This window comes from Edaphobacter sp. HDX4 (genome assembly GCF_036877565.1).
GTDB lineage: Bacteria > Acidobacteriota > Terriglobia > Terriglobales > Acidobacteriaceae > Edaphobacter.
The window spans coordinates 65333-86526 of sequence record NZ_JAEDXW010000020.1 but is presented as its reverse complement, the minus strand read 5'-3'; the positions used below and the strand labels follow the sequence as shown (position 1 = coordinate 86526).

The 21194-nt window shown below is 58.9% G+C and carries 20 protein-coding genes; 5 read left to right on the top strand and 15 right to left on the bottom strand.

Annotated features, from left to right (window positions below):
- The first annotated feature begins 111 nt into the window (after positions 1–111).
- Positions 112–408 carry an HU family DNA-binding protein gene (locus JAO29_RS17860; RefSeq protein ID WP_334269615.1) on the top strand — a complete coding sequence of 99 codons (297 nt, stop codon included), beginning with the start codon at positions 112–114 and terminating at the stop codon, positions 406–408.
- Positions 409–561: 153 nt separating this feature from the next.
- Here JAO29_RS17860 and JAO29_RS17855 read toward each other — a convergent pair whose 3' ends face one another.
- The 10 genes from JAO29_RS17855 to JAO29_RS17810 all read right to left on the bottom strand — a co-directional run bounded on the left by JAO29_RS17855 (position 562) and on the right by JAO29_RS17810 (position 9490).
- Positions 562–1443, bottom strand: a complete 882-nt coding sequence (locus JAO29_RS17855) for an SDR family NAD(P)-dependent oxidoreductase (protein ID WP_334269614.1) — start codon at positions 1441–1443, stop codon at positions 562–564.
- Between the two features lie 107 nt (positions 1444–1550).
- Positions 1551–2117: a TetR/AcrR family transcriptional regulator gene (locus JAO29_RS17850; RefSeq protein WP_334269613.1), complete on the bottom strand. Its 567-nt coding sequence runs from the start codon at positions 2115–2117 to the stop codon at positions 1551–1553.
- 12 nt (positions 2118–2129) lie between these two features.
- Complete coding sequence (locus tag JAO29_RS17845) at positions 2130–2858, bottom strand: methyltransferase family protein (RefSeq protein WP_334269612.1); 729 nt, start codon at positions 2856–2858, stop codon at positions 2130–2132.
- A gap of 127 nt (positions 2859–2985) precedes the next feature.
- Positions 2986–3951 carry a ParB/RepB/Spo0J family partition protein gene (locus JAO29_RS17840; RefSeq protein WP_334269611.1) on the bottom strand — a complete coding sequence of 322 codons (966 nt, stop codon included), beginning with the start codon at positions 3949–3951 and terminating at the stop codon, positions 2986–2988.
- Positions 3952–4012: 61 nt separating this feature from the next.
- Entirely contained in the window at positions 4013–5008 is a 996-nt protein-coding gene (locus JAO29_RS17835; RefSeq protein ID WP_334269610.1) for a ParA family protein, read from the bottom strand.
- A gap of 215 nt (positions 5009–5223) precedes the next feature.
- Positions 5224–5832, bottom strand: a complete 609-nt coding sequence (gene rsmG / locus JAO29_RS17830) for a 16S rRNA (guanine(527)-N(7))-methyltransferase RsmG (protein ID WP_334269609.1) — start codon at positions 5830–5832, stop codon at positions 5224–5226.
- 88 nt (positions 5833–5920) lie between these two features.
- A complete protein-coding gene (locus tag JAO29_RS17825) occupies positions 5921–6706 on the bottom strand; it encodes a gamma-glutamyl-gamma-aminobutyrate hydrolase family protein (protein ID WP_334269608.1) in 786 nt (261 codons plus the stop codon).
- A gap of 34 nt (positions 6707–6740) precedes the next feature.
- A complete protein-coding gene (locus tag JAO29_RS17820) occupies positions 6741–7544 on the bottom strand; it encodes a lysophospholipid acyltransferase family protein (protein ID WP_334269607.1) in 804 nt (267 codons plus the stop codon).
- A complete protein-coding gene (locus JAO29_RS17815) occupies positions 7537–9021 on the bottom strand; it encodes a bifunctional folylpolyglutamate synthase/dihydrofolate synthase (protein WP_334269606.1) in 1485 nt (494 codons plus the stop codon). The genes JAO29_RS17820 and JAO29_RS17815 overlap by 8 nt, the downstream gene beginning before the upstream one ends.
- Positions 9022–9232: 211 nt before the next feature.
- Complete coding sequence (locus JAO29_RS17810) at positions 9233–9490, bottom strand: hypothetical protein (RefSeq protein ID WP_334269605.1); 258 nt, start codon at positions 9488–9490, stop codon at positions 9233–9235.
- A gap of 238 nt (positions 9491–9728) precedes the next feature.
- Here JAO29_RS17810 and thrS point away from each other — a divergent pair, with 238 nt between their 5' ends.
- The 3 genes from thrS to JAO29_RS17795 all read left to right on the top strand — a co-directional run bounded on the left by thrS (position 9729) and on the right by JAO29_RS17795 (position 13454).
- Entirely contained in the window at positions 9729–11780 is a 2052-nt protein-coding gene (gene thrS / locus JAO29_RS17805) for a threonine--tRNA ligase (RefSeq protein WP_334269604.1), read from the top strand.
- 262 nt (positions 11781–12042) lie between these two features.
- Positions 12043–12573, top strand: a complete 531-nt coding sequence (locus tag JAO29_RS17800; protein ID WP_334269603.1) for an SRPBCC family protein — start codon at positions 12043–12045, stop codon at positions 12571–12573.
- A gap of 185 nt (positions 12574–12758) precedes the next feature.
- Positions 12759–13454 carry a PEP-CTERM sorting domain-containing protein gene (locus JAO29_RS17795; protein WP_334269602.1) on the top strand — a complete coding sequence of 232 codons (696 nt, stop codon included), beginning with the start codon at positions 12759–12761 and terminating at the stop codon, positions 13452–13454.
- 72 nt (positions 13455–13526) lie between these two features.
- Here JAO29_RS17795 and JAO29_RS17790 read toward each other — a convergent pair whose 3' ends face one another.
- The 5 genes from JAO29_RS17790 to rnpA form a co-directional block, all read right to left on the bottom strand.
- Entirely contained in the window at positions 13527–14078 is a 552-nt protein-coding gene (locus tag JAO29_RS17790; protein WP_334269601.1) for a Jag family protein, read from the bottom strand.
- A gap of 175 nt (positions 14079–14253) precedes the next feature.
- Positions 14254–16065, bottom strand: coding sequence for a membrane protein insertase YidC (gene yidC / locus JAO29_RS17785; protein WP_334269600.1), 1812 nt, complete (start codon positions 16063–16065; stop codon positions 14254–14256).
- 362 nt (positions 16066–16427) lie between these two features.
- Positions 16428–19703, bottom strand: coding sequence for an FG-GAP-like repeat-containing protein (locus JAO29_RS17780; RefSeq protein WP_334269599.1), 3276 nt, complete (start codon positions 19701–19703; stop codon positions 16428–16430).
- Positions 19704–19787: 84 nt separating this feature from the next.
- The gene (yidD, locus tag JAO29_RS17775; RefSeq protein ID WP_442886430.1) at positions 19788–20105 is read right to left on the bottom strand and encodes a membrane protein insertion efficiency factor YidD; all 318 of its coding nucleotides are present in this window, start codon (positions 20103–20105) and stop codon (positions 19788–19790) included.
- A gap of 6 nt (positions 20106–20111) precedes the next feature.
- Positions 20112–20504 (bottom strand): ribonuclease P protein component, encoded by a 393-nt coding sequence (gene rnpA / locus JAO29_RS17770; protein ID WP_334269598.1) that lies wholly within the window; start codon positions 20502–20504, stop codon positions 20112–20114.
- Between the two features lie 180 nt (positions 20505–20684).
- Between rnpA and JAO29_RS17765 the strand changes: the two genes are divergently transcribed.
- Positions 20685–21152: an NUDIX domain-containing protein gene (locus JAO29_RS17765; protein ID WP_334269597.1), complete on the top strand. Its 468-nt coding sequence runs from the start codon at positions 20685–20687 to the stop codon at positions 21150–21152.
- Positions 21153–21194: the final 42 nt, after the last annotated feature.

Below are 21194 nucleotides of genomic sequence, written 5' to 3'. Positions count from 1 at the left end.
CGCACCCGCATGAACACTGGCGATTCGCACCTCAGGGAGCGTCAGAAAGAGCTTCAAAGCCGGGCGAATAACCTGCTTCGAAAAACGAGAACGCATGAAGGAGCAACACACATGGCAAAGGGATTGACCAAGACAGCGCTGGTTCGCCAGATGGCGGAGAAGCTCGAGCTGACCAACAAGCAGACTGCCACCTTCCTGGACCTGCTGGCCGAGACGGCCGTCAAGGAGACCAAGAAGAACGGTGAGTTCACCATTCCTGGCATCGGCAAGCTGGTGAAGGCCGAGCGCAAAGCGCGCCTGGGCCGCAACCCCCAGACCGGCGAGACCATCAAGATCAAGGCGAAGACCGTCGTAAAGTTCCGCGTGGCCAAGGTCGCAAAGGACACCATCGCTCCGCCGAAGAAGTAGTTTGACGTCTGCGTCTCACCGCTGCAGTTGAGGGCGATCTCAGCCTCCATCACGCAGCATCGCATGGAGAGCGTCTCGCTCGCTGTGCAGGCAAAGAGTACAAAAGGCCCGCGCCATCATCGTCATCGCGACGATAGAACGCGGGCCTTTCTTTTACCGCCTCGTTCCAGCTCCCAGGTTCAGCAACTCCGGGATCTCCGGCGCATCTTCATACACAGTCGAGTGCGTCAGCTCTCGATATCTCGCCGCATCTTCGGCTCTCGCGGCCTCCGCCTGCTGCACACGCCTCTCCGCATCCACTCCAAGAATCAGCCGCATCGGGACCTCGTCCTGGTTTGCCAAACGAAGGATCAGTTCTGCAATCCTGCGCGGATCGCCCTCCTGGCGACCTTCGATGCTCTTGAGGAGTTTAAAGATCGGCCCAATGGGTTGCTCATACTCTGGCAGCAGATCCGGAAGATCCTGCCCTGCGCGCCTCGCCCAGTTCGTCCGGATTCCCCCTGGCTCCAGCGTGCACACCTTCACCCCGAACGATGCCACCTCGAGCGCCAGGCCGTCGCTGAAGCCGCCTACGGCCCATTTCGCCGCATGGTACGCCGTGTTTCCCGGCATGGCGAGGCGTCCTCCAATCGAGGACACCTGGAAGATGTGCCCACTCTTCTGCTTTCGCATCACTGGAATAGCCGCGCGGCTGGTATACACGACACCGTACAGGCACGTATCGACGACCGCCTGAAAGTCCTCCGCACTCATCTGCTCAAAGGGAGACAACTGCCCATAACCGGCGTTGTTCACCAGCACGTTCAGCCGCCCGAAGGTGTCGACGGCGACCTGGACTGCCGCCTGTGCCTGCGCCTCATCGCGAACTTCCAGCCGCACCGGGCGCACACGGTCGCCATACTGTGCCACCAGCGCATCCAGCTCCTCTGGACGCCTCGCGCCAGCGACTACGCTGTCCCCAGCCGCCAGGGCCGCCTCTGCGATATCGCGCCCCAACCCGTTCCCGCTTCCTGTAATAAGCCAGACCTTAGCCATATGCCAGATCCTCCTGCTCAGGATAGATTCTTAAATGAGCGAGTAGTTGCTCATTTATTTTATCCAGATTCAACATAGATCTTCCAATCATCTTCTGCTCGATCGCATCAGCGAATTGCGCGCCAGAACAACGCAAATCCTCGCACTACCAGCATCTTCCTCTGCCGGGGAGACTTCGCGATCGCATCCATGGTGGCCTCCTGCATGGCAGCCATCAGCGATGCAGCATATCCCGCCGGCAGTCCGTGCAGCGACTCGCGCCTCCCGAGGTCGGCAAACAATCCATCTACTGGGCCGCGCTTGTCCGCCACTCGCTCCCGCGTTTGAGCGGTGACCACATCGGAGATGCTGAGCTGCATCGAGACCTTTCGCTTGAGCGGGTATTCCACCGCCCAGCCTAGAAAGCTCGACCACACATGCCACGCTCGTTGTTCCGCGCTGGCCTTCTGCGGGAAGTCCTGGTTGAGACGGTCGTACGCCTCGACCTTCACATCGACATACAGCTCATTCAGCAGCTCGTCTTTGCTGGCAAAGTAGGTGAACAGCGTCCCCTCGGCCACGGCCGCACGTGCAGCAATCTTCGCAGTGGTGGCCCCAAGCCCCGCTTCAGCAATTTCGGCAACTGCGGCCTCCAGAATCGCTCTGCGTTTTTCCGGACTACGAAGTCGTGCCATAGTTTTGCGTTCTCAGACTGCCTGCGACGGTTTCGTGACAAAGGCTCGCGCGACCAGAGAAGCTCCCAGCGAGACGATCACTCCTTGAAGGATAAGGATGGAGTTGTACATCCATCCCAACGCAGCAAACGAGACAAACACGCCCCACATGTAGATTTCGCCCAACACCGCCCTTCCCCACGCAGGCTTGGCATCGGACGCCGCGATCCTCGAGCGCAGCGATGGCAAGAGCCGGGGGACGGCTGCGCAGTACATCTCATACGGCTCTCCCAGCTTCTGGCGCAGAAACGTCTCTTCGGCTCCAATCAACCGCAGCTGGAAGAAGCCGATGGTGAGAAGCAGGAACAGCGCGCCGCTCGGCATCGTCAGCAGGGCAAGTGCAAACGTATGGAGAAACGTCCCCAGGTACAGGGGATTCCGCACGTGCCGGTAGGGCCCTGCAGCCACCATGCGATGGCCATGCATCGCGGCATCCTTCACAACATCCGAACCCAGATACGCCGCTCCCCACGTGCGCCACACCGCCCCCGCCAGGGCAAAGAAGATTCCGAGGATAAGTACTGCCAGCGTCGCCGTGCTGAAGCCCATCCAGCCCGCCCGCGTCAGTAAAGAGGCCAGCCACTGCCATGTGCGAACCGTATCTAGGTGAAGCCACTTGTTCCACGGCATCACGAAGCCCAGCACGTATAGAACAGTATGGATCAGGAAACGAAACCGAAATTCAAATGCAGTAGCTTTCATCGAGGGTGCAGACGCGCAGAGATCCTTTTGCTCAAAATCGTAGCGGTAACTATGAGCATACTTTGCCTGCAAGCTCCCTGCAGTAATTCTTTCCGAGCAATGATTATGTAACCTGTTCCGTTACATATCATTGCCGGTCGAGCATCTCCAGCAGCGTATCGAAGTCTTCCAGGCCCGAATACTCAATAATCACGCGCCCTTTGCCCTTCTTGTCTTCAATCTTCACCTTCAGCCCCAGCGTCCGTCGCAGCCGGTCCTCTGCCTCTCGAACATTGGGGTCCTCCGCCTGGGCCTGCGTCTTCTGCTTCTTCTCCTTCGCCTCCGGGTTGATCAGACCCTGCACGTAGTTCTCTGTCTGGCGCACGGAAAAGGAAAGTGCCATCACCTTCTGGGCGGCAGCGGCGATGGCCTCGGGTGAATCCAGGGCGAGCAGGGCGCGGGCATGCCCGAAGCTCAGCATGCCGGTCTCAACCTTCTCCTGCACCACCTCGGGTAGGCGCAGCAGGCGCAGGAAGTTTGCGACCGAAGCGCGATCCTTGCCTGTGCGCGTCGCCATCTGCTCCTGCGTCAGTTTGAACTCCATACTCAGTCGCTGGAATGCACGCGCCTGCTCCATCGGATTCAGATCGGTCCGCTGCAGGTTTTCGACGATCGTCATCTCGAGGACCTGTTCGTCGGGAACCTGTTTGACGATTGCCGGAATCGTGGACTTGCCGGCTTTGCGCGATGCGAGCCAACGCCGCTCGCCGGTGATCAGCTGATACCTGTTCGGGTTTTGACCGGGTTCCTGCGTGGCTGCGGGAGGCAGCAGTCGCACCACGATCGGCTGTACGACTCCGGTCGCCATAATCGATTGCGCCAGCTCTTCAAGCTGTGCCTCGTCGAAGTGCTTTCTCGTCTGCCAGGGATTCCGTTCGATATGGTCCAGTGGAATCTCAAGCGGCCGCCCGGCCGGTTGCTCCGGTGGTGCCGCGGCGGCGGAGATCTCTGGAACGGGAACCGGGGCAGCGGCTGGCGCCGGGCGTTTCGGCAGGAGAGACTCCAGCCCTTTGCCCAGGGCGCGACGTTTAGTATCAGGCGTTGCGGTTGGCATAATCTCAGCTTTCTTTCGTCAAAAGAGGTCGTCCGGCTCGCTGACCGGGAAATCCAGTAGCTCAGCCCCGCCAGAAACGCGACTTCTTCTCTGGCTTGTTGAAGGACTTCAGGGAGCTGGCAGCGGCGGCCGCAGCGGCTTTGCGCCGCTTCGCCTCCGGGCTCTCCATGTTGTTGCGGCTCAAAAGCTCCAGAGCCAGTTCGCGATACGTCTCCGCTCCCCGCGACCGGGCATCATAGAGCGCCACCGGCTTTCCGTGGCTGGGAGCCTCTGCCAGGCGAACATTGCGGGGAATCGTCGTCTTCAGCAGCTTGTCGTCGAAGAACGATTTCAGGTTCTCCGTGACCTGCATGGCGAGGTTGGTTCGGTCGTCATACATCGTCAGCAGCACGCCCTCGAGCGAAAGTGCGGGATTGAGGCTTGCGTTCACCCGGTCCATGGTGGACATCAGCTCCGAGATCCCCTCCAGGGCGAAATACTCCGCCTGCATGGGGACCAGCAGACCATCGGCTGCGACCAGCGCATTCAAAGTCAGCAGATCGAGCGCCGGGGGACAGTCCAGAAGAATAAAAGGGAACTGGGAGCGCACTGGCTCGATGGCATCACGAAGCCGATACTCCCTGCGATCCAGGGAGATAAGCTCGATTGTGGCCCCGACAAGGTTTTTGCTGGATGGAACAATCTTGAGATTCTCGATCTCGGTCGGGAGCATGCTTTCGGCGATGGTCGCGTCTTCGAGCAGGAGGTCGTAGGTACTCTTCCTGTGCTCTTCGTTGTCGCCCTGGCGAGTCACGCCGAGGCCTCCCGAGGAGTTTGCCTGCGGATCACAGTCGATCAGCAGCGTTGGAATGCCTTCGAGCGCGAAGGAGGCCGCCAGATTGATTGCAGTGGTCGTCTTGCCCACTCCACCCTTCTGATTGACGATCGCAATGACACGCGAGGTGGTCGAAGCCTTTTTCGGATCCTGAGCGGCCTTCTTGTCGGACTGGGAGGCTGCCTGAGGAGGCGCGGTACTCTCTGCGGGAGAAATCTTGGGAGAAGAATTGAGCGTGTTCATTGCAATAAGAAGAGGTTAGCTAGGAAAGCCTGGAAGGGCAATCCTCCTCCACTTGTGAAGAACTTCGCCAACCTGTGGAGATCGTGTGGAACGCTGTAATCGCGGGGAAAACACAGGGGTTGGCACCCGTGTGATGTGGAAATCTTTGTTCCACGTGGAACGTTCGGTGGCACCGGCGACTCCGAGCGGATCCCTGTGTGTTCCACGTGGAACATTCAGGTTCGCATGGCCCGAAAGGCTTGCCCTCGGTCACTGTGTGGAACAGCGACCTGACTAACTACCTCAAAACCATCAGGCAACGTGGGAACCTCTGTCGCTATCAGGAGGATCTGCTTCTGTGCCAGCTGTGCGGAGGCCACAACAGCGGAGGCCATGTTATCTACAGCCCTGAGGGTCACTGTGTGGAACATTCGCCCCGCTGGCAGGGTCTCCGCCCGGGCAGCCCAGACCTCCGCGTTCCGCAGCTCCAAGGTCCTGACGACCTCGCGCAGGAAGGCAGCTTTCTTGTTCTGGGATTCAGCGAGGGTCACGGCAATGGATGGTTGAAGCAGAGCGATCGGAATCCCGGGAAAACCGGCCCCAGAGCCCAGATCCAGTAGGGTATCCGGCGTTTCATCTCCCAACAAGCCACCTGCGAAGAGACTCTCTCCGAAGTGGCGGCTCACCATCTCTTCAGGTGACCGTACGGCCGTCAGGTTGGTGCGGGTGTTCCAGCGCACCAGGAGATCCAGATAACCTGAAAGCTGTGCCAGCAGCGGAGATGAGAGCGGAAAACAGTAGGGTTCCAGCAGGTCGCGGATCTGGGTTTCCGAAAGAACAGGCATCGCTTGGCCAGTATCGCAGATTGTTCCACGTGGAACACTGCGCCACGCTTATCCGACACGTTCCACGTGGAACACTGAAGGTTTAAGACTACTGACGGTCTATGGAAGCGCTGATGGTGCGGGGCTTCCACGAAGCAGCCTCGGCGATAAACCGCTCAAACAGGGCCTTCGATGCCGGGCTGATGTCGTAGCTCCGCTCAGGATGCCACTGGACCCCAAGCACGAAGTGAGAGTCGGGATTCTGCTGATCCTGTCCTCCCTCAACTGCCTCCACCACACCATCTTCCGAGCTGCGCGCTACCACCCGGAGTCCATCTCCGGGTATTCCTATAGCCTGGTGATGGCTGGAGTTGATTGGAAGCTTGCGAAACCCATTCTCAATGGGAGCCTCAGCCGGGGTCAGAACGCCTCCGATGATGGAATCGGGAACCACGACCGCAGTATGGGCTACGGCAACATTGCGGCCGGCGGAGTGGTTTACCGGGACGGGATTCAGGTCCTGAACCAGGGTCCCGCCACGCCAGACGTTCAGGGACTGCGTTCCGAAGCAGATGGTGAACAGGGGCTTATAGAGGTTGTGAGCGTCCTGGATTAGAAGCTCATCGACGTTCTCCCGGGCGGGATCGGCAGGGTTGCACTCCGGAATGGCTTCATGCCCGAACTTCTGTGGGTTTACGTCTGCCGGTGAACCGGGGAGAAGGACGCCTTGGCAGGTGTTGATCAGGTCCGCGGTCTCGCGGGGGGTCGCGTTTAACGGGATCTGGACCGGTTCACCCCCGGCGCGACTTACGGCCTCGGCGTACTGGCTCCAGGATCGGACGTTGTATTCAGGATCGTGGCTGGTGGGTACGGGAATGGCGATTCGCGGTCTCATGGCTCACGCCTATGATACGGCTTCGAGGCGCCGCTTAGCTCAGTTCAGGGTGGTGCTGGATATAGGTGTCGGTGATGATTCGGAGAAGCTTTTCGGTAACGGCATCCGCATCCCGCGTGGTCAGCCCGACGGTCGAGATGGGATCCCCCACTACGATAGCCAGCGGCCTGGGGTGCAGATGGTACGTATGCATCGGAAGAAGCTCGTAGGTGCCGATCAGGGTGATTGGAATCAGAGGCACCTGGGCTTTGATGGCCATGTAGGCTGCGCCAGCGACGAAGGGCTGGGGAAGGCCATCCCGGGTGCGTCCTCCCTCCGGGAAGATGACCATGGGAAGACCATGCCTGAGAGTCTGGACGCAACGGTTGAGACTTGCGACTGCGTTGCGGGAGCTGGACTGGTCCACCGGAACCTGGCCGGAGCGATTGAGGTACCACCCGATGAAGGGGATCTTCCATAACGACTGCTTTGCCATAATGCGGAACTGGAAGGGCAGCCGGGCGAAGAGGACGGGGGTATCGAAGTAACTCAGATGATTCGACGCATAGACGGCGGTCTGATGGATACGGAGCTTCTCCTCACCGATGAGGGTGACGGGAGAGAGGCTGAGAATGAGCAGCGTACGCGCCCAGAGATGAGCGATGAGATGCTGCTGCCTGCCAGACTTATCCCACAGTCCGCAGATCAACGAGATGCAGCCGAAGAAGGTGGTCGCCACCGCGATGAGAGGAAGCAGCAGGAGGTACGTCAGCCAACGAAAAAAAGCAGGGGCGGGCGGCTTACCGCTGCCTGGTGCAGAAGTGGGTGACGGGGTGAGAGCGACGGTCGGTTCAGCCACAAGCACCCTCCTCGGTTCCGGTTGAGCCGCACAACAGGGAACGAAGTTCCCCAATCATGTAGACAGAACCCGTTGCGACGATCAGCCCGTTGCGAGGCGTAATCGCACGCGCGCGATCGAGAGCCGCGGTCAGACTGGGGCAGGGTTCTGCAGGGATCTCAAGCGCACTGGCTGCCGTGGCTAGATCGCCAAGCGACGCGGCACGTGGGCTGCGGATGGGAGCAAGAAGAATATGGTCGTGCGGTCGATCGGAGGAGGATGCATCGAAGAGCGGCAGAAGAATCTGGCTCATCTCGCGAAGGTCCTTGTCTCGCAGGCAGGAGAAGAGCAGGGTTCGAGGCATCTCGTCGGGAAGCTGGGAGAGCACCGCTCGAAGCGTCCAGGCTCCTGCAGGATTGTGAGCGACGTCCAGCAGCAGCGGAGCGGAATCGGGGATCGGCAGCAGTTCCAAACGGCCTGGCCAGCGAGTATTCCGGATACCTTCTTCTATCTGGGGGTTGGTGATTTTGTAACTCTTGATGTTACGTTTATCTTTATTGTAACCGGTAGGGTTACGTAATTCCTCGGCTGCGGCGATCGCGAGAGCGATGTTTCTCTGCTGATGCTGTCCTATCAAAGGCGAGTCAACCAGCAGGGGGGCAGAGCCAACGGTGACGATGTAGCGATTGCGCGGCAGAGTTACAGAAGAGGACGAGCCAGCATGCGGGGCGGCCGGCGCTGTGCGGCCTTCACCGTGGAGAAGCTTTTCGGCGGTGGGAATATAACCTGCGGCGCTGATGGCGTGCAGCTCCAGAGCAGCTGCGGCCTCGCCGATCGCCTGGTTGGCTTCAGGATGCTGCGGCAGCGTGATCAGGGTTCCGTGAGGGCGCAGGATACCTGCCTTCTCGCGGGTGATCTCAGCGATGGTGTTGCCGAGATAATCCTGATGGTCGAGCGAGATATCGGTAAGGATCGAGATCATCGGATCGACGATATTCGTCGCGTCGAGTCTTCCACCCAGCCCGACCTCAAGGACGGCGAGATCGACGGGATTGGAATCCCCGGCGAAGTAGAGGAAAGCAAGGGCGGTGAGGATCTCGAAGAAGCTGGGATGGTGGGGAAGCTCCCCGGCTGTGACAAGCCGTTCAGCGGTGGAGTCGACCTGAAAGTAGAGCCGCGCGAAGTCCTCGTCGGAGATGGGGCGACCATCGATCCGGATGCGCTCGTTGACTCGCGAGAGGTGCGGCGAGGTGTAGAGCGCCGTCCGGTAGCCCGCGGTCGAGAGGATGCTGGCGAGGGTGGCCGCGGTGGATCCCTTGCCATTGGTTCCGGCGATCAGGACTGAGGGAAAGGCTTGCTGCGGGTCGCCCAGCGCGCGGGCCAGGATGCGCATGTGCTCAAGATCGAACTTACGGCGCGTGCCGGCGGGCACGGAGGGATCGGGAGCAAGCTCAAGACCACGAGCGTACAGGTGATCGACGGCTGCAGCATAGGACATGAGGGTATTTTAGGCGGTGGACGGCCACGCAACCAGCCTGCCTAAAGATTGCGGGAGACACTTTTGAGATATTCCGGAGCCGGGGGAGTTGTCCGCTGTGCGATTTAGCGGGAGGACAACGGGCAGCGAATCAATGAAAGATGATCTTCGCTGCCCAAGGCGGTAACTATCAGATGGGAAGGGCGCAGTTTTGTGCGGGGTTCTTGCGGCTTTAGAGCATCGCTCCACCGAGCAGAGCGGCGGCGGAGAACTGGGGAAGACCGGACCAGCTTGGAATGTTGAAGTCCGCATCCGGGTGAGAGATAAATCCGGGGGCTTCGTGATGCTCCCGAAGCGCCTGGCGGATCTCGGGGAGTGTGGCGAGCTGCTGTATCTTCGACGACCGCTCCCAGTAGAGGAGAAAGCCTTTGTTGCAGACAGGGCAGCTGACGTCGGGGGATTTATCGGAGGGTTTGCATAGGACCTGCATGTGGATTCCTTTTTGTTGGAGATGCGCTGCGATGGCTGAAGGAAAGATCCTCTTCGCCAAGAGAGACCAATGAAAGAATTCCCTGAAGCGGTCTTACGTGTCAGCGATGTGCGTGTGTTTCTATTGTACTTCCCCTCAGGATCAGTCAGGGACCTAATCCCGTCTTTAGAGAGATGCACATAGCCAGCCAGAAGTTGGTGCAAGACAAGCAAAGGAAATATGCTTAGAGATAACGTTTATGAGTGAACAGAGTATTAAGGTCCAGCTTCCGGATGGCTCAGTGCGCGAAGTTGCGCGCGGAACCACACCGTATGACATTGCAATGAGCATTTCGCCGCGACTGGCGGCAGCGGTTGTGGTGGCGAGGATTCGACCACTTGCTGTCCCGGCGCCAGCGGGCGAGACGGCAGCGGAGGAAGCCGCGGAGGCGCAGACGGAAGCGGGCATGTACAGCTCCTCCGCAGATACGGGCGAGCGACTGGTAGATCTTTCGGCTCCGCTTACAGAAGATGTCGCTCTTGAGCTGCTGAAGGAGAGTGACGAGGCAGCACTGAAAGTTGTGCGACATTCGGCCGCGCACGTGATGGCGACGGCGATCCTGGAGCTCTTTCCGGAGACGAAGCTCGGGCATGGACCGGCGACGGACTCGGGCTTCTTCTACGACGTATATCGCGAGACTCCGTTCTCGGAGGCCGATCTGGCAGCTATCGAAGCTCGTATGGCCGAGGTGGTGTCGCGGGACGAGAGATTTGTGCGCGAGCAGGAGTCGCGGGAGAAGGGCCTGGAAGACTACAAGGCGCATGGGGACTTTATGAAGGTGCACTTCATCGAGCGCTTTACCAAACCCGGCGATGAGATCTCGCTCTACAAGAATGGCAACTTTACGGACTTCTGCCGCGGGCCGCATGTGCCTTCTACCGGTCGTGTGAAAGCGTTCAAGGTGACCTCAGTAGCGGGCGCTTACTGGCTGGGAGATGAGAAGAACCAGCAGCTGCAGCGTGTCTACGGAACGGCTTTCTTCAATTCCAAGGATCTCGATGCGCACTTCAAGCGGCTTGAAGAGATCAAGGCGCGCGATCACCGCGTACTGGGCAAGCAGCTCGATCTGTTCAGCATCCAGGAGGTCGCAGGCGCGGGCCTGATCTTCTGGCATCCGAAGGGTGGCTTGATCCGCAAGACGATGGAAGACTGGATGCGCGACGAGTGCATCCGGCGCGGCTACGACATGGTGTTTACCCCGCACATCATGCGGCGCGAGCTGTGGAAGATCTCGGGCCACGAGGGCTTCTACGGGCAGAATATGTATCCTCCGATGGAGCTGGACGACGCGGAGTACCGGCTGAAGCCGATGAACTGTCCCGGACACATCCTGATCTACAAGAACTCGCCGAAGAGCTATCGCGACCTGCCGCAACGCTATGCGGAGCTGGGAAATGTGTATCGCTACGAGCGGAGCGGGACTATGCATGGACTCCTGCGAGTCCGTGGGTTTACTCAAGACGACGCCCACATCTTCTGCACGCCGGAGCAGATCGAGGGCGAGATTGCGGCCTGCGTGGAGTTTGCCGACGAGGTGCTGAAGGCCTTCGGATTCGCGGAGTTCAAGGTAGAGCTTTCGACCTGGGATCCGAAGGATCAGAAGAGTTATGTCGGCTCGCCTGAGCACTGGGAGATGGCGGTTGGCTCGCTCAAGAAGGTTCTGGACGAGAAGGGCATTGCGTACCGCGAGATTCCGGGAGAGGCAGCGTTCTACGGTCCGAAAATCGATATCAAGCTGGTAGACGTGCTGGGCCGCCTGTGGCAGCTCTCGACGGTGCAGTTCGACTTCAACCTGCCGCAGCGCTTTGAGCTCGAGTACACAGGCGAGGATGGCGAGAAGCACAGGCCGGTGATGGTGCATCGTGCCTTGTTCGGAAGCGTGGAGCGATTCTTCGGCGTGCTGATAGAGCACTACGCCGGCGCGTTCCCCATGTGGCTGGCTCCGGTGCAGGTGGGAATCGTTCCGATCAGCGAGAAACATGTGGAGTACGCGCAGAAGGTGAAGCGCGAACTCGAGGCAGCCGGACTGCGGGTGGAACTGGACCAGCGCAACGAGAAGATGAACGCGAAGATTCGCGAGTTCACGCTGCACAAGGTTCCGTTTGTGCTGGTGATGGGCGACAAGGAAGCGGCAGCGGATGCAGTCAGCGTGCGTACGCGGGGCAAGGGCGACGAAGGAAGTGTGCCTCTGGCAGCCTTCATCGAACGCGCAAAAGAGCTGGTTCTTACCAGGACAACGGCGCTGTCCTAAGGCGATACAAGGAACAAGATGAGAGTCAGAGGAGGCTGCAAATCTTTGCAGCCTCCCCTGACTTTTGCGCGTAAAGGCTCAGGCTCCGAAATTTACCGGGTGCACGTACCTCATTGTTAGTAAAGGGACATCGGCGATAGGCGACGCGAAGTTCCGGAAGAGACTGGCTTCCCAAATCACGCTCCATGCATCCAACTACTAGACCGAGGTCAGGCCCTGCTTGCTTCAGCCCCGATAAGAAAGCGACGGATGGTTCTCCCTTATGATTACGATTCGATTAACGACATGGGTGAATGCACCCGTGGAACGTTGTTTCCTTCTAGCGACGAGCAGAAGATTCTCCCCGGTAATTCGCAATGATGTGACCCCGCAGGATCCGCAGCGAAAAGAGTTTCTGCAGTGCGGAGACTTAATTGAGTGGAAGCTTGGCGGAAGCGAGCACGCGAGTCGCATCGATGTGATCCGACCGTACAGCTACTTCCGTGAGGTCATGACCGCGGGAATGTTTCGCCACTTCGAGCATGATCACCACTTCGCACCCATGGATGACGGCACGCGCATGCGGGATGAGATTCGCTTCTCAATGCGCATGGGCCCGATGGGCAAGGTATTCGGCACGACCGTCTTGCGGGCAATGCTGATGCGGATGCTGATCACGAAGAATACAGACCTGAAGCACGTTGCAGAGTCCAGTGAGTGGAAGAGTCTGATCGAAACCGATGTGCTTCCAAGTGACACGGTTATCATTCCTGAGACTTCCAGCCGTGTGCCAAATATGCAGCGTTTTGCCTAAGGCTGAAGGAAATAATTTGTCCTCCTGAGCTCGAGAGAGGAAAATTAGTTTCCTTTTGATGCAAATTGCATACCAATTTGCACCGAAATCGCTGCATCTCTCTTTGGTGGTGCAATTGCATAACTCGTGGGTAGATAGTGACTTCACAGGTGGCCTAAGAGCCCCTGGGCCCCGGGTTAACGCTGATGCCTCGTATAACTTTTGCTTTGGTTCTTGTCTTGGTCTTTGCGTCTGCTGCCACAGGAGTCCCAGTCCATGCCTCGACGGAATGCGAGCGCTGGGTCACCGAGTATCGTGACCAGCTTGCTCACTCGGACCTGATGAAACGCGCGAACGCGGCGCGCCATCGTCTCCACCATTATGTTCACCGGCAGATTGCGACTCTGAATCATTCCAAACCGCACCCGCGCGCGCGTGTGCTTCCGGCGCGGCTGCAAAGGCCGAAGATGACTCGGGAAGAGATGCTGCGAGAGCTGGAGTTCGCCTGTGGCGAGCTTCCCGTCGACCCGGTGGAACTGAACCAGCCGATCGCCTTTGTGCCCGCCCCTGACCTTCTGACCGGACTGGCGCCCGAGGACGACTCTACTTCTGGCCCCCTGATGCCGCAGAATGGGCCGCAGGGCCTGTTGGCGTCGAGCAACAACCCAGGCGGTGGCTGGTTTCCCGGAACAGGTGGTGGAGGCGGAGGCTGGGGTGGTGGTGGAGGCGGCGGGTACAACCCACCCACCGGGGGCAACGGTGGGAATAATCCCGGTCCGCCGACCCTTCCTCCTGGACCTCCGACAGCAGTCACTCCGGAGCCCGGCAGCCTTCTACTTGTAGCTACCGGAATAATCGGAGTAGCCGGTGCACTGCGCCGACGTCTGCGTCTGGAAGTCTGAACGAGAGCAGTCGCCGGTCGCTGAGCGAATCACAAACGAACGTGCAGCGCGCTCTGTGGTCGAACGTCGGGTCTAGCGGCGGCGGAAGCGCTGGCGGATGGCCTGGGCACGATCATCGCTGGTCGGCTCCGGAGCCGGCTTTTCGCCCTCAGGATAGAGAACGACAAAGCGGCGCCCGCCCTCTCCTGAGGAGGCCGTATGGAGTCCTGAGGATGCAAGTGCGAGATGGAGCAGACGGCGCTCCCTCGAGCTCATCGGGGAGAAGCTGTAGGGTTGGCCGGTGCGGCGTACGCGCTCAATCGCTACTTCGGCCGCCATCTGCAGTTCCTGTTGCCGAAGAGCCTTGAAGTTTTCGGCGTCAAAGGAGATCCGGTCATGCTCTTCATGCTCAAACCGCAGCATCTTGGCAGTCACGTGCTCGAGAGACAGGAGAAGCTCGCCATTACGAGCAAGGAGCAAGGAAACGTCCGGCCCTGAGAACTCAACCTCAATCTCTGGAGAGGAGCCATCGGCCCTTACGGCTGGTGTTTCGAGGATGTTGAACTTCAGATCCAGACGGCCCGGTGAGGTGAGTGTCTGGAGGAAGTCAGCGACCTTCTTCTTTTTCGCTTGCAAATCTTCCATGGGGACCTTATCAGTATACGGAATTAACGAGCAAGTCGTTCTGTAAGCCTCTGATCGCGAAGGGAGACTGATCTTTAGCACCGCCGGCAGGACACGAGACCGACAAACGTTAGTCTTTGGGCAAAAGAGAAAGGAGGCCCGCAATGGGCCTCCTCACTTACCTCATGGTGGATGGCTAGCGTTTTCCCTGGAGGGTTGCGGGGGCACCGGCCTTGCGGCGGGCTCGTTTGGCGGCGATCTCGCGCATCTCGCGACCGAGGGAGGTACGGTTCATCACCCACTGCTGCGCAATGCCGAAGAAGTTACCGACCGCCCAGTAGAGGCCCAGACCCGATGCATAGGTGAGGACGAAGTAACCGGTCACCAGGGGCATCATAAAGGCCATCATCTTCTGCTGCTGCGGATCGACACCCGGAGACGGCGTGTAGTACTGCATCAGGAACTGGCTGATGACCATTACGACGGGCAGGATGTAGTGCGGGTCCGGAGCGGTGAGATCGGGCAGCCAGAGCCAGTGAGCGTGGCGCAGCTCGATGACCTTAGGAAGCATGGAGTAGAAGGCAAACAGGAGCGGAAGCTGAACCAGGGTCGGGATGCAGCCGCCGAACATGTTCACTCCATTGTCCTTCTGGAGCTTCATGATCTCGACGTTCATCTCGTTGCGCTTGGGATCGTTGATCTTGTACTTCTTGTATCTCTCCTTGATGGCGTCCATCTGCGGCTGAATTCGCTGCATCTTGAGGCCGGACTGCATCGTCTTGACACGCAGCGGGAGCAGGAGGACGTTGATCGCCAGCGTCAGGAGGATGATGGCCCATCCCCAGTTGGAGACGACGTGAAGGTGAATGAACTGCAGCGCCAGGAAGAGGTACTTGCCGATCGGTCCCCAGAAGCCAAATTCAAGTAGCGGAGAGAGAGATATCTTGTTTCCGTTGCTCGAAGTCGCGTAGACATTTCTGAGCACGTTGATCGCTTTGGGCCCTACGTAGAGGCGCGTCTGTGTATGGCCGCTGGTATCGCCCATCGCCGCCCCCAGGATGGAGACGTTGATGGCTTTAGCGGATGGCGAGGTGGATCCGAAGCCGCTGCGATGGATGGTCTTGGCGACATCGAGCTCGTTATGGAGAGTGGCGAGGGTGGCAGTGCCAGGGGAATCGGGCAGGAAGATTGCGGCGAAGTAGGTATCGCTGACACCGGCCCAGTCAAAAGGCCCGTTCATGGTGTCACCGCCAGAGACCTTCTTGGCGGCGATGTGCTCGTCCTTAGCGTCGCGAGAGTAGTCGATCTGGGCTCCGGCGTATGCCAGGGCGTTGTTCTGATCGCCAAAGCCTCCCGGCCAGGAGATCAGCGCCCGCACGGGAGAGCCGTTACGCAGAACCTGAACGTCTGCATGCAGTACGTAGGTCTCGTCGAACGAGAAGGTCTTTGTGACCTCAAGACGGCCGCCGGAGTATTTGAAGGTGAGGGTTCCCGGCGCGGTTAGAGTTCCGGTGGAGGAAGGCACGTATAGGGCCTGAACCAGAGCCGCATTGACCCCCGTGTCATAGGTATGGAGCGACAGCGGATAGCCGAACTTATCGGCAGCCTGGGTATGAACGAGGTTGAGCGGATGACCGTCGGAGTCCTTGTACTGCTTGAGGATCCAGCTCTTGACCTGTGCTCCGCGATTGGTGAATTCAATGCGGTAGAGTTCGTTTTCGACAACTGTCGTGGACTCGCCGGTGGCCTGCACTGCTGCCGCGGAGGTTGCGGCGGTGGCGGTCGAAGGAGCCGGAGGACCAGATGGAACCGGAGCAGATGGGGAAGAGGCCTCCGGCGCAGGCTGCGTGGCTGCCGGCGCGTGGGGCGAAACGGTCTTCGGGTTGGTCTTCTGGCGGTAGTAACTAAGGCCAAAGAAGACAGCAATCATGAAGAACATGACTACGAAGAGGGAACGGCTGTCCTGCCCGCCACCACCCTGCTGATTAGGGTTCTTAAACTCTGCCAAGAGACATTCCTGTTCTGTAATACGAGTCGGCTTGCGTCCAGGTTGCGTGGAATCGCACAGGGAACGCATCTTCTATGGTAAATCGTCCGGGAGAACGGCGGATTTCTGAGGTCCGATCCATCCATTTGTCTGTATGAAAATCCAGCAATCTCCGTGCGGCGACAAAGAAACACTCAGGATTCGGCGAGCAAGCAGACGGGACCCTCTGAGCGAAACTGAAGCTCGTTCACCACGAAGAGGCTATGGTTCGCAGCAGGAGAGGACAGACAGCTTCTCCTCACAAGCTGCCTGTCCTTCGATGTGAGCCTATGGAATGCCCGGCCAGGCTGGAGAGAGCTCAGCGGCCGACCGGGCCAGATACTCTACTTCACAATCAGGGTTAGATTGACGGTGTGATCGAAGCCGACTATAGAATCTGTCCCCGTAATTGCGAGGTTGTAGGTGTTTCCGGATCCTGAACTGGAGGTGCCAGAGTCTTTCGAGGAGGAGCAGCCGGAGAGAGAAAGCATGCTGCAGGCCAGAAGCACGGTAAAGAGGCTGAGCCGTTGCCACGAAGCAAGCCGTTTCGAGTACTTTCGCCTGATCCCAAGCAGAAGGAATGCTGCGCCGACTGGGCCGTAGGTCAGCATAGGACCGGCATTCGGATTGGATTGGTTGACCGTGATTGAGAACTGCACCGTCTTCGGCTGTCCGGGAGCAACGTAGATCTGCGAAGCTGGGCAAGCTGGCTGGCAAGTGAACATCACGTAACCGGAATAATTTCTCAGCGATGTCACGCTGATGTTGTACGTTGCCGTCTCGCCCGCTTTGACGGTCCTCGAAGAAGGGTCTGCGGTGATGGAGAAGTCGGGCCCATCGACGACGGTGAAGTTGTAAACAGGGGAGATCGCCGGCTCATTCGCAGCGTCGCCGGGATAGCTGGCGGTCAGGGAGTAGCTTCCGGGAGCAGGGAATCTGTAGTCCAGGTGTGCCTGGTCGAACGAGACAGCCGAGGCTCCCAGTATGGTGTCGCCCGAGCTGAATGTTACCAGGTTCGTCGGACTGTAGTCGTTGGAAAGGAAGGCTCGGAAGGTGGCCGTACGTCCGGTGTAGAAGACCGTCGAGGGAGCGAGGTCGACCAATATCGCAGGCTTCTTCTTCTCAACTTGCAGAGTGATGGGTGTCGAGACCGAAGGGGCATTGAGGTCGTCTCCGGAGTAGCTTGCGCTGATCGTGTAAGCTCCGACTCCGGGGAATGAGTACGGGAGAGAGATGTTGTTCTGAGGGGTCAAAGCGACTGTGCCGAGAACGCCTCCGTTCGCTGTTTTGAAGGTCATCGAGCCTGATGGCAGGTGTCCGGTCAGTTGAGCGTAGAGGCTTACAGTCTGTGACGGAGCGGGCTTCATTTCACTCGCGCTGAGATGCAGCTGGGTGGAAAGAAGGAGAGGCGGACCCGGCGTAGGATTGTTCTGATTCAGCAGCGAGACTACAGCACCACCTTCTGCGACGAGATAGTCGGGCCGGTCAGTGTGCCCGGTCGCCTGATTGTTCAGGCGTGCGAACCCCGCTGTGACCGGAGTCTTCGTCCCCGTTGTATAGGGGTTGGGATCAACCGTAAAGTTGCCGGTCCCATCGCCGTAGACGATCGTGAAACCTCCCAAGTCGGTCATGTGCTGTATGACGAGATCGGCGTTGCCGTCGCCGTCAAGGTCTCCGATGGAAGCGGAGATCAGAGTCGCGCCTGCGGGGGTAGCGATGGTGGCGAATGGCGAGAGTTGGAAGGAGCCATCGCCGTTGCCGGAGTAGATGGCATTGTCGATCACCACATCGGGGATGTGATCGCCGTTGAGATCGCCCAAGGCCAGTGGTGTGCCGCTGACCGGTAGAGGAATGACGGACGGCGTCGTTGTACCGTTATTCCTATAAGCAGCGTCCCAGACGAGATCAAGTTTCCCGTCGTTATCGAGATCTGCCACCAGAGGCTTTGCAGAGGAGACTGACGAGCTGAAAGGGCCTGCAGGTGGCACAAAGGTTCCGTCACCATTGCCGCGTACGAGGAGAAGCCTGTTTACATTGGGAAGCACGGAGTTGTCGAGATCGGAGACGACGATATCCAAGCGGCCATCGTGGTCAAAGTCTCCAGCAACGGCACCGGTCGCATTTCCTCTCACGTCGAGGAAGAATTCGGCGAAGGGTCCCGATAACTTGCCGTCTGCGCTGCCCTTCGTCCAGCGCAGATGAAGCCTCTGCCCTACTAGGTCTGTGCTTTGGTAGATCTGTGCCAAATCGGCCACACCGTCGGCGTCGAAGTCGGCGAGAAGGGGAACCGAAGATAGGCCGTAAAGACTGCTTGAAAGATTGACGAAGCTCCCGTTCCCAAGACCAATTACCTCAAAGTTCGCCTTCCGTATCGGATCTAAAGCGACAAAGTCGGTAAGACCATCTCCGTTGATATCGCCCGTCGAGATCTGATCGGCGGTGGCGAAGGCGGGGATACCGTCAAAAGTTCCTGTTCCATCTCCATGCAGGGTGTAGAACCCACGCGGCGTAGCGAAGATAAGATCCGTCCCCGCAGTTCCCTTGCGGGCGACGTAAAAGGTACCCGGGGTGGCGTAGGATCTGCCTACCTTGAGGCTTCCGGTCCCGTCGTTTAGAAGTATGGTGGTGACATCTCCGGTGAGGACCACGTCCGGATGTCCATCCCCATTCACATCGACAGCCTGAGTCCTCACCATACCTGGAACCACACTAAAGATCATGAACTGGTTTGCTTTACCGGGAAAGGTTGTGATGACACTGTCGATCACGGGAGCCAGATTTGCCACAGCCCTTGCAGCGTCGATATGCCCATCGCCGTCGAAGTCGGCCAGGGCAAAATTTGATCCAACGTAGTCTGCGGTGGCACCTGAAATTTGCAGTGTGCCATCTCCTTTACCGTAAAAGACCATAGCCGAAAGCCCTGCGGAAACAGCTTCGTTTCCCCCCGCGACGATATCCGGCTTTCCGTCGTTGTTCCAATCACAGACTCCGAGTTGATTGCCACCCGAGATAAAAGTGTGCTGTCCCGAACCCCCGGTATAGATTCTTGGCGTCGCAAACGAAAGCGAAGCGCCGGACGCATTGTTGAGCAGGACGGCCAGGACAGATGTTGAGCTGCCGGTGTTGGTCGCGACGGCGAGGTCGGGATAACCGTCAGCATTGAGGTCGACAGCCACAGCTTCTACGGGACTGGTCGCGGCATAGGTGCTTGCGGCCTGGAAGGTTCCGTCTCCATTGCCGGCGAGTACAGCCACCGCGTTCTCGTTGCATGTGACAACCGCGTCAAGCTTATCGTCCTTGTTCAGATCGGCCAGCAGCATAGAGTTGGCGGTACACGAAACCGAGCCTGCGGCAATTGGGCTGAGGTTTGTACCTGAGGCGGAGCGGGGAGCCGATGTAAGGACAGTAGAGCCGGCGGGAGAAGAAGCCGCGGCATAGAGCGTGTCCGTGACTCCGTCGCCATTCAGATCGCCTTCTGCCATGGTAAGAGGGGCATTGACTGCATACGCGTCGAAGCGCATTACGGGGAATGCAGGTGTTCTCTGGCCGAGAGCGGCAGACATTGGAAAGCAGAGAGATGCGTAGGCGCATAGGCGCAGGGCACTGCGGCAGAAAGCCATCAAGGGAGTTCCTAAAGACTGCAGAGATTGTTATTTGAGCAAAGCATAGAGGAGCCGCCATTTACAGGCAATGGCGAATTCTGGTCAGCGATCCGGTACGGGATCCAGACCACCTTTGGAGAACGGATGGCAGCGGGCGAGACGGCGCAGGGTGAGCCAGGAGCCTTTCACCGGACCGAAACGGGTCAGCGCGATGTAGGCGTACTCCGAGCAGGTGGGCAGGTAGAGGCACTGGGAAGGACTGAGGGTGTGAAGCGCAGGCGAGAGCAGTGACTTGTAGGCGCGGAAGAGGACGCGGGCTACGGCACTGGGTTCGGGTTGGGGGATGGCGCCGCTCACTTGCTGAATTGTATGCGGAGGAGTCGCCAGCTTAGGTGCGACTCCATCTGGGCAAGGCCGCATCCCGGCTTACCTGAGATCGGACGGAGGAGCAGCGACAGCCGGCCACGAAGAGGCTGCCTTCTGGATAGCGCGGAATACATTGGCGACCTCGCGATCGAGCGTGGCGAATTCGAGCTGCAGCACACTGCGGCGGGGATGAAGCACCACGTCCACAGGCGTCTGAAGCAGCGAGATATTGCGTCGCACAACCTCGCGCATGCGGCGCTTGATGCGGTTTCGATCGACCGCCTTTCCCATCACTTTGCCCACGGTCAGACCGACGCGCGGCACTGCGTCCACTCCACTCTGCGGATTGGGCGGAGCGAAGAAGTAGCTCATCTGCCGCGAGAACTGCTTGCGACTCGTCTGATAGACGCGCTGATAATCGGCGTGTTTGCGGAGGCGGAAGGTTAGCGGCATGGGTTTGAGCTTCGCGGCGAACCGCCAGGTCCAGTTTATCGCGCTGGCGTTCGTTGCAGTGCGGTATAGCGCCGCGTTAGATCAAGCATCCAGACTGGTACGGCTCAATTTTCGGGAGAATTTACACTCGACAGGTGACGCGATATTCCCAGAAGCTCGAGATCTATTCAACGGAATCTTATGGCTAAGCGCAGCGCAGGGCTCCTGATGTATCGGAACGGAAGCGAAGGTCTGGAGATCTTCCTCGTCCATCCCGGTGGCCCGTTCTGGGCAAAGAAAGATCTAGGAGCATGGACGCTGCCGAAGGGTGAATACGAAGATAATGAACCACCGCTTTCGGCTGCAGTTCGGGAGTTTACCGAAGAGACGGGATTTGCGGCACCCTCTCCCGAAGAGTCTGTATGGATCGATCTCGGCACCATTAAGCAGGCGGGCGGAAAGATCGTCAGCGCCTGGGCATTTGAAGGAGATTGCGACCCAGCCGAGCTGGTGAGCAATCATTGCACGATCGAGTGGCCGCCCCGAAGCGGACGTCGACTGGAGATTCCCGAGGCGGACCGAGGCCAGTGGTTCTCGCTTCCGCAAGCGCGCACGCACATCCTGCAAGGGCAGATTCCATTCCTGGACAGGCTTGAGGAGAAGGCTTGACCTCAGACATGAGTGGTTCTGAGCAAGAGAAAAGCTCACGCA

Excerpts from the sequence above, each read along its gene's own strand:
- JAO29_RS17810 (WP_334269605.1), bottom strand. The coding sequence starts at position 9,490 with ATGCAGGTCCTATGCAAACCCTCCGATAAATCCCCCGACGTCAGCTGC.
- JAO29_RS17825 (WP_334269608.1), bottom strand. The coding sequence starts at position 6,706 with ATGAGACCGCGAATCGCCATTCCCGTACCCACCAGCCACGATCCTGAA.
- JAO29_RS17815 (WP_334269606.1), bottom strand. The coding sequence starts at position 9,021 with ATGTCCTATGCTGCAGCCGTCGATCACCTGTACGCTCGTGGTCTTGAG.
- JAO29_RS17845 (WP_334269612.1), bottom strand. The coding sequence starts at position 2,858 with ATGAAAGCTACTGCATTTGAATTTCGGTTTCGTTTCCTGATCCATACT.
- JAO29_RS17835 (WP_334269610.1), bottom strand. The coding sequence starts at position 5,008 with ATGAACACGCTCAATTCTTCTCCCAAGATTTCTCCCGCAGAGAGTACC.
- rsmG (WP_334269609.1), bottom strand. The coding sequence starts at position 5,832 with ATGCCTGTTCTTTCGGAAACCCAGATCCGCGACCTGCTGGAACCCTAC.
- JAO29_RS17860 (WP_334269615.1), top strand. The coding sequence starts at position 112 with ATGGCAAAGGGATTGACCAAGACAGCGCTGGTTCGCCAGATGGCGGAG.
- yidD (WP_442886430.1), bottom strand. The coding sequence starts at position 20,105 with ATGCGGCCTTGCCCAGATGGAGTCGCACCTAAGCTGGCGACTCCTCCG.
- rnpA (WP_334269598.1), bottom strand. The coding sequence starts at position 20,504 with ATGCCGCTAACCTTCCGCCTCCGCAAACACGCCGATTATCAGCGCGTC.
- JAO29_RS17800 (WP_334269603.1), top strand. The coding sequence starts at position 12,043 with ATGATTACGATTCGATTAACGACATGGGTGAATGCACCCGTGGAACGT.
- JAO29_RS17850 (WP_334269613.1), bottom strand. The coding sequence starts at position 2,117 with ATGGCACGACTTCGTAGTCCGGAAAAACGCAGAGCGATTCTGGAGGCC.
- JAO29_RS17855 (WP_334269614.1), bottom strand. The coding sequence starts at position 1,443 with ATGGCTAAGGTCTGGCTTATTACAGGAAGCGGGAACGGGTTGGGGCGC.
- JAO29_RS17790 (WP_334269601.1), bottom strand. The coding sequence starts at position 14,078 with ATGGAAGATTTGCAAGCGAAAAAGAAGAAGGTCGCTGACTTCCTCCAG.
- JAO29_RS17840 (WP_334269611.1), bottom strand. The coding sequence starts at position 3,951 with ATGCCAACCGCAACGCCTGATACTAAACGTCGCGCCCTGGGCAAAGGG.
- JAO29_RS17795 (WP_334269602.1), top strand. The coding sequence starts at position 12,759 with ATGCCTCGTATAACTTTTGCTTTGGTTCTTGTCTTGGTCTTTGCGTCT.
- JAO29_RS17780 (WP_334269599.1), bottom strand. The coding sequence starts at position 19,703 with ATGGCTTTCTGCCGCAGTGCCCTGCGCCTATGCGCCTACGCATCTCTC.
- thrS (WP_334269604.1), top strand. The coding sequence starts at position 9,729 with ATGAGTGAACAGAGTATTAAGGTCCAGCTTCCGGATGGCTCAGTGCGC.
- JAO29_RS17765 (WP_334269597.1), top strand. The coding sequence starts at position 20,685 with ATGGCTAAGCGCAGCGCAGGGCTCCTGATGTATCGGAACGGAAGCGAA.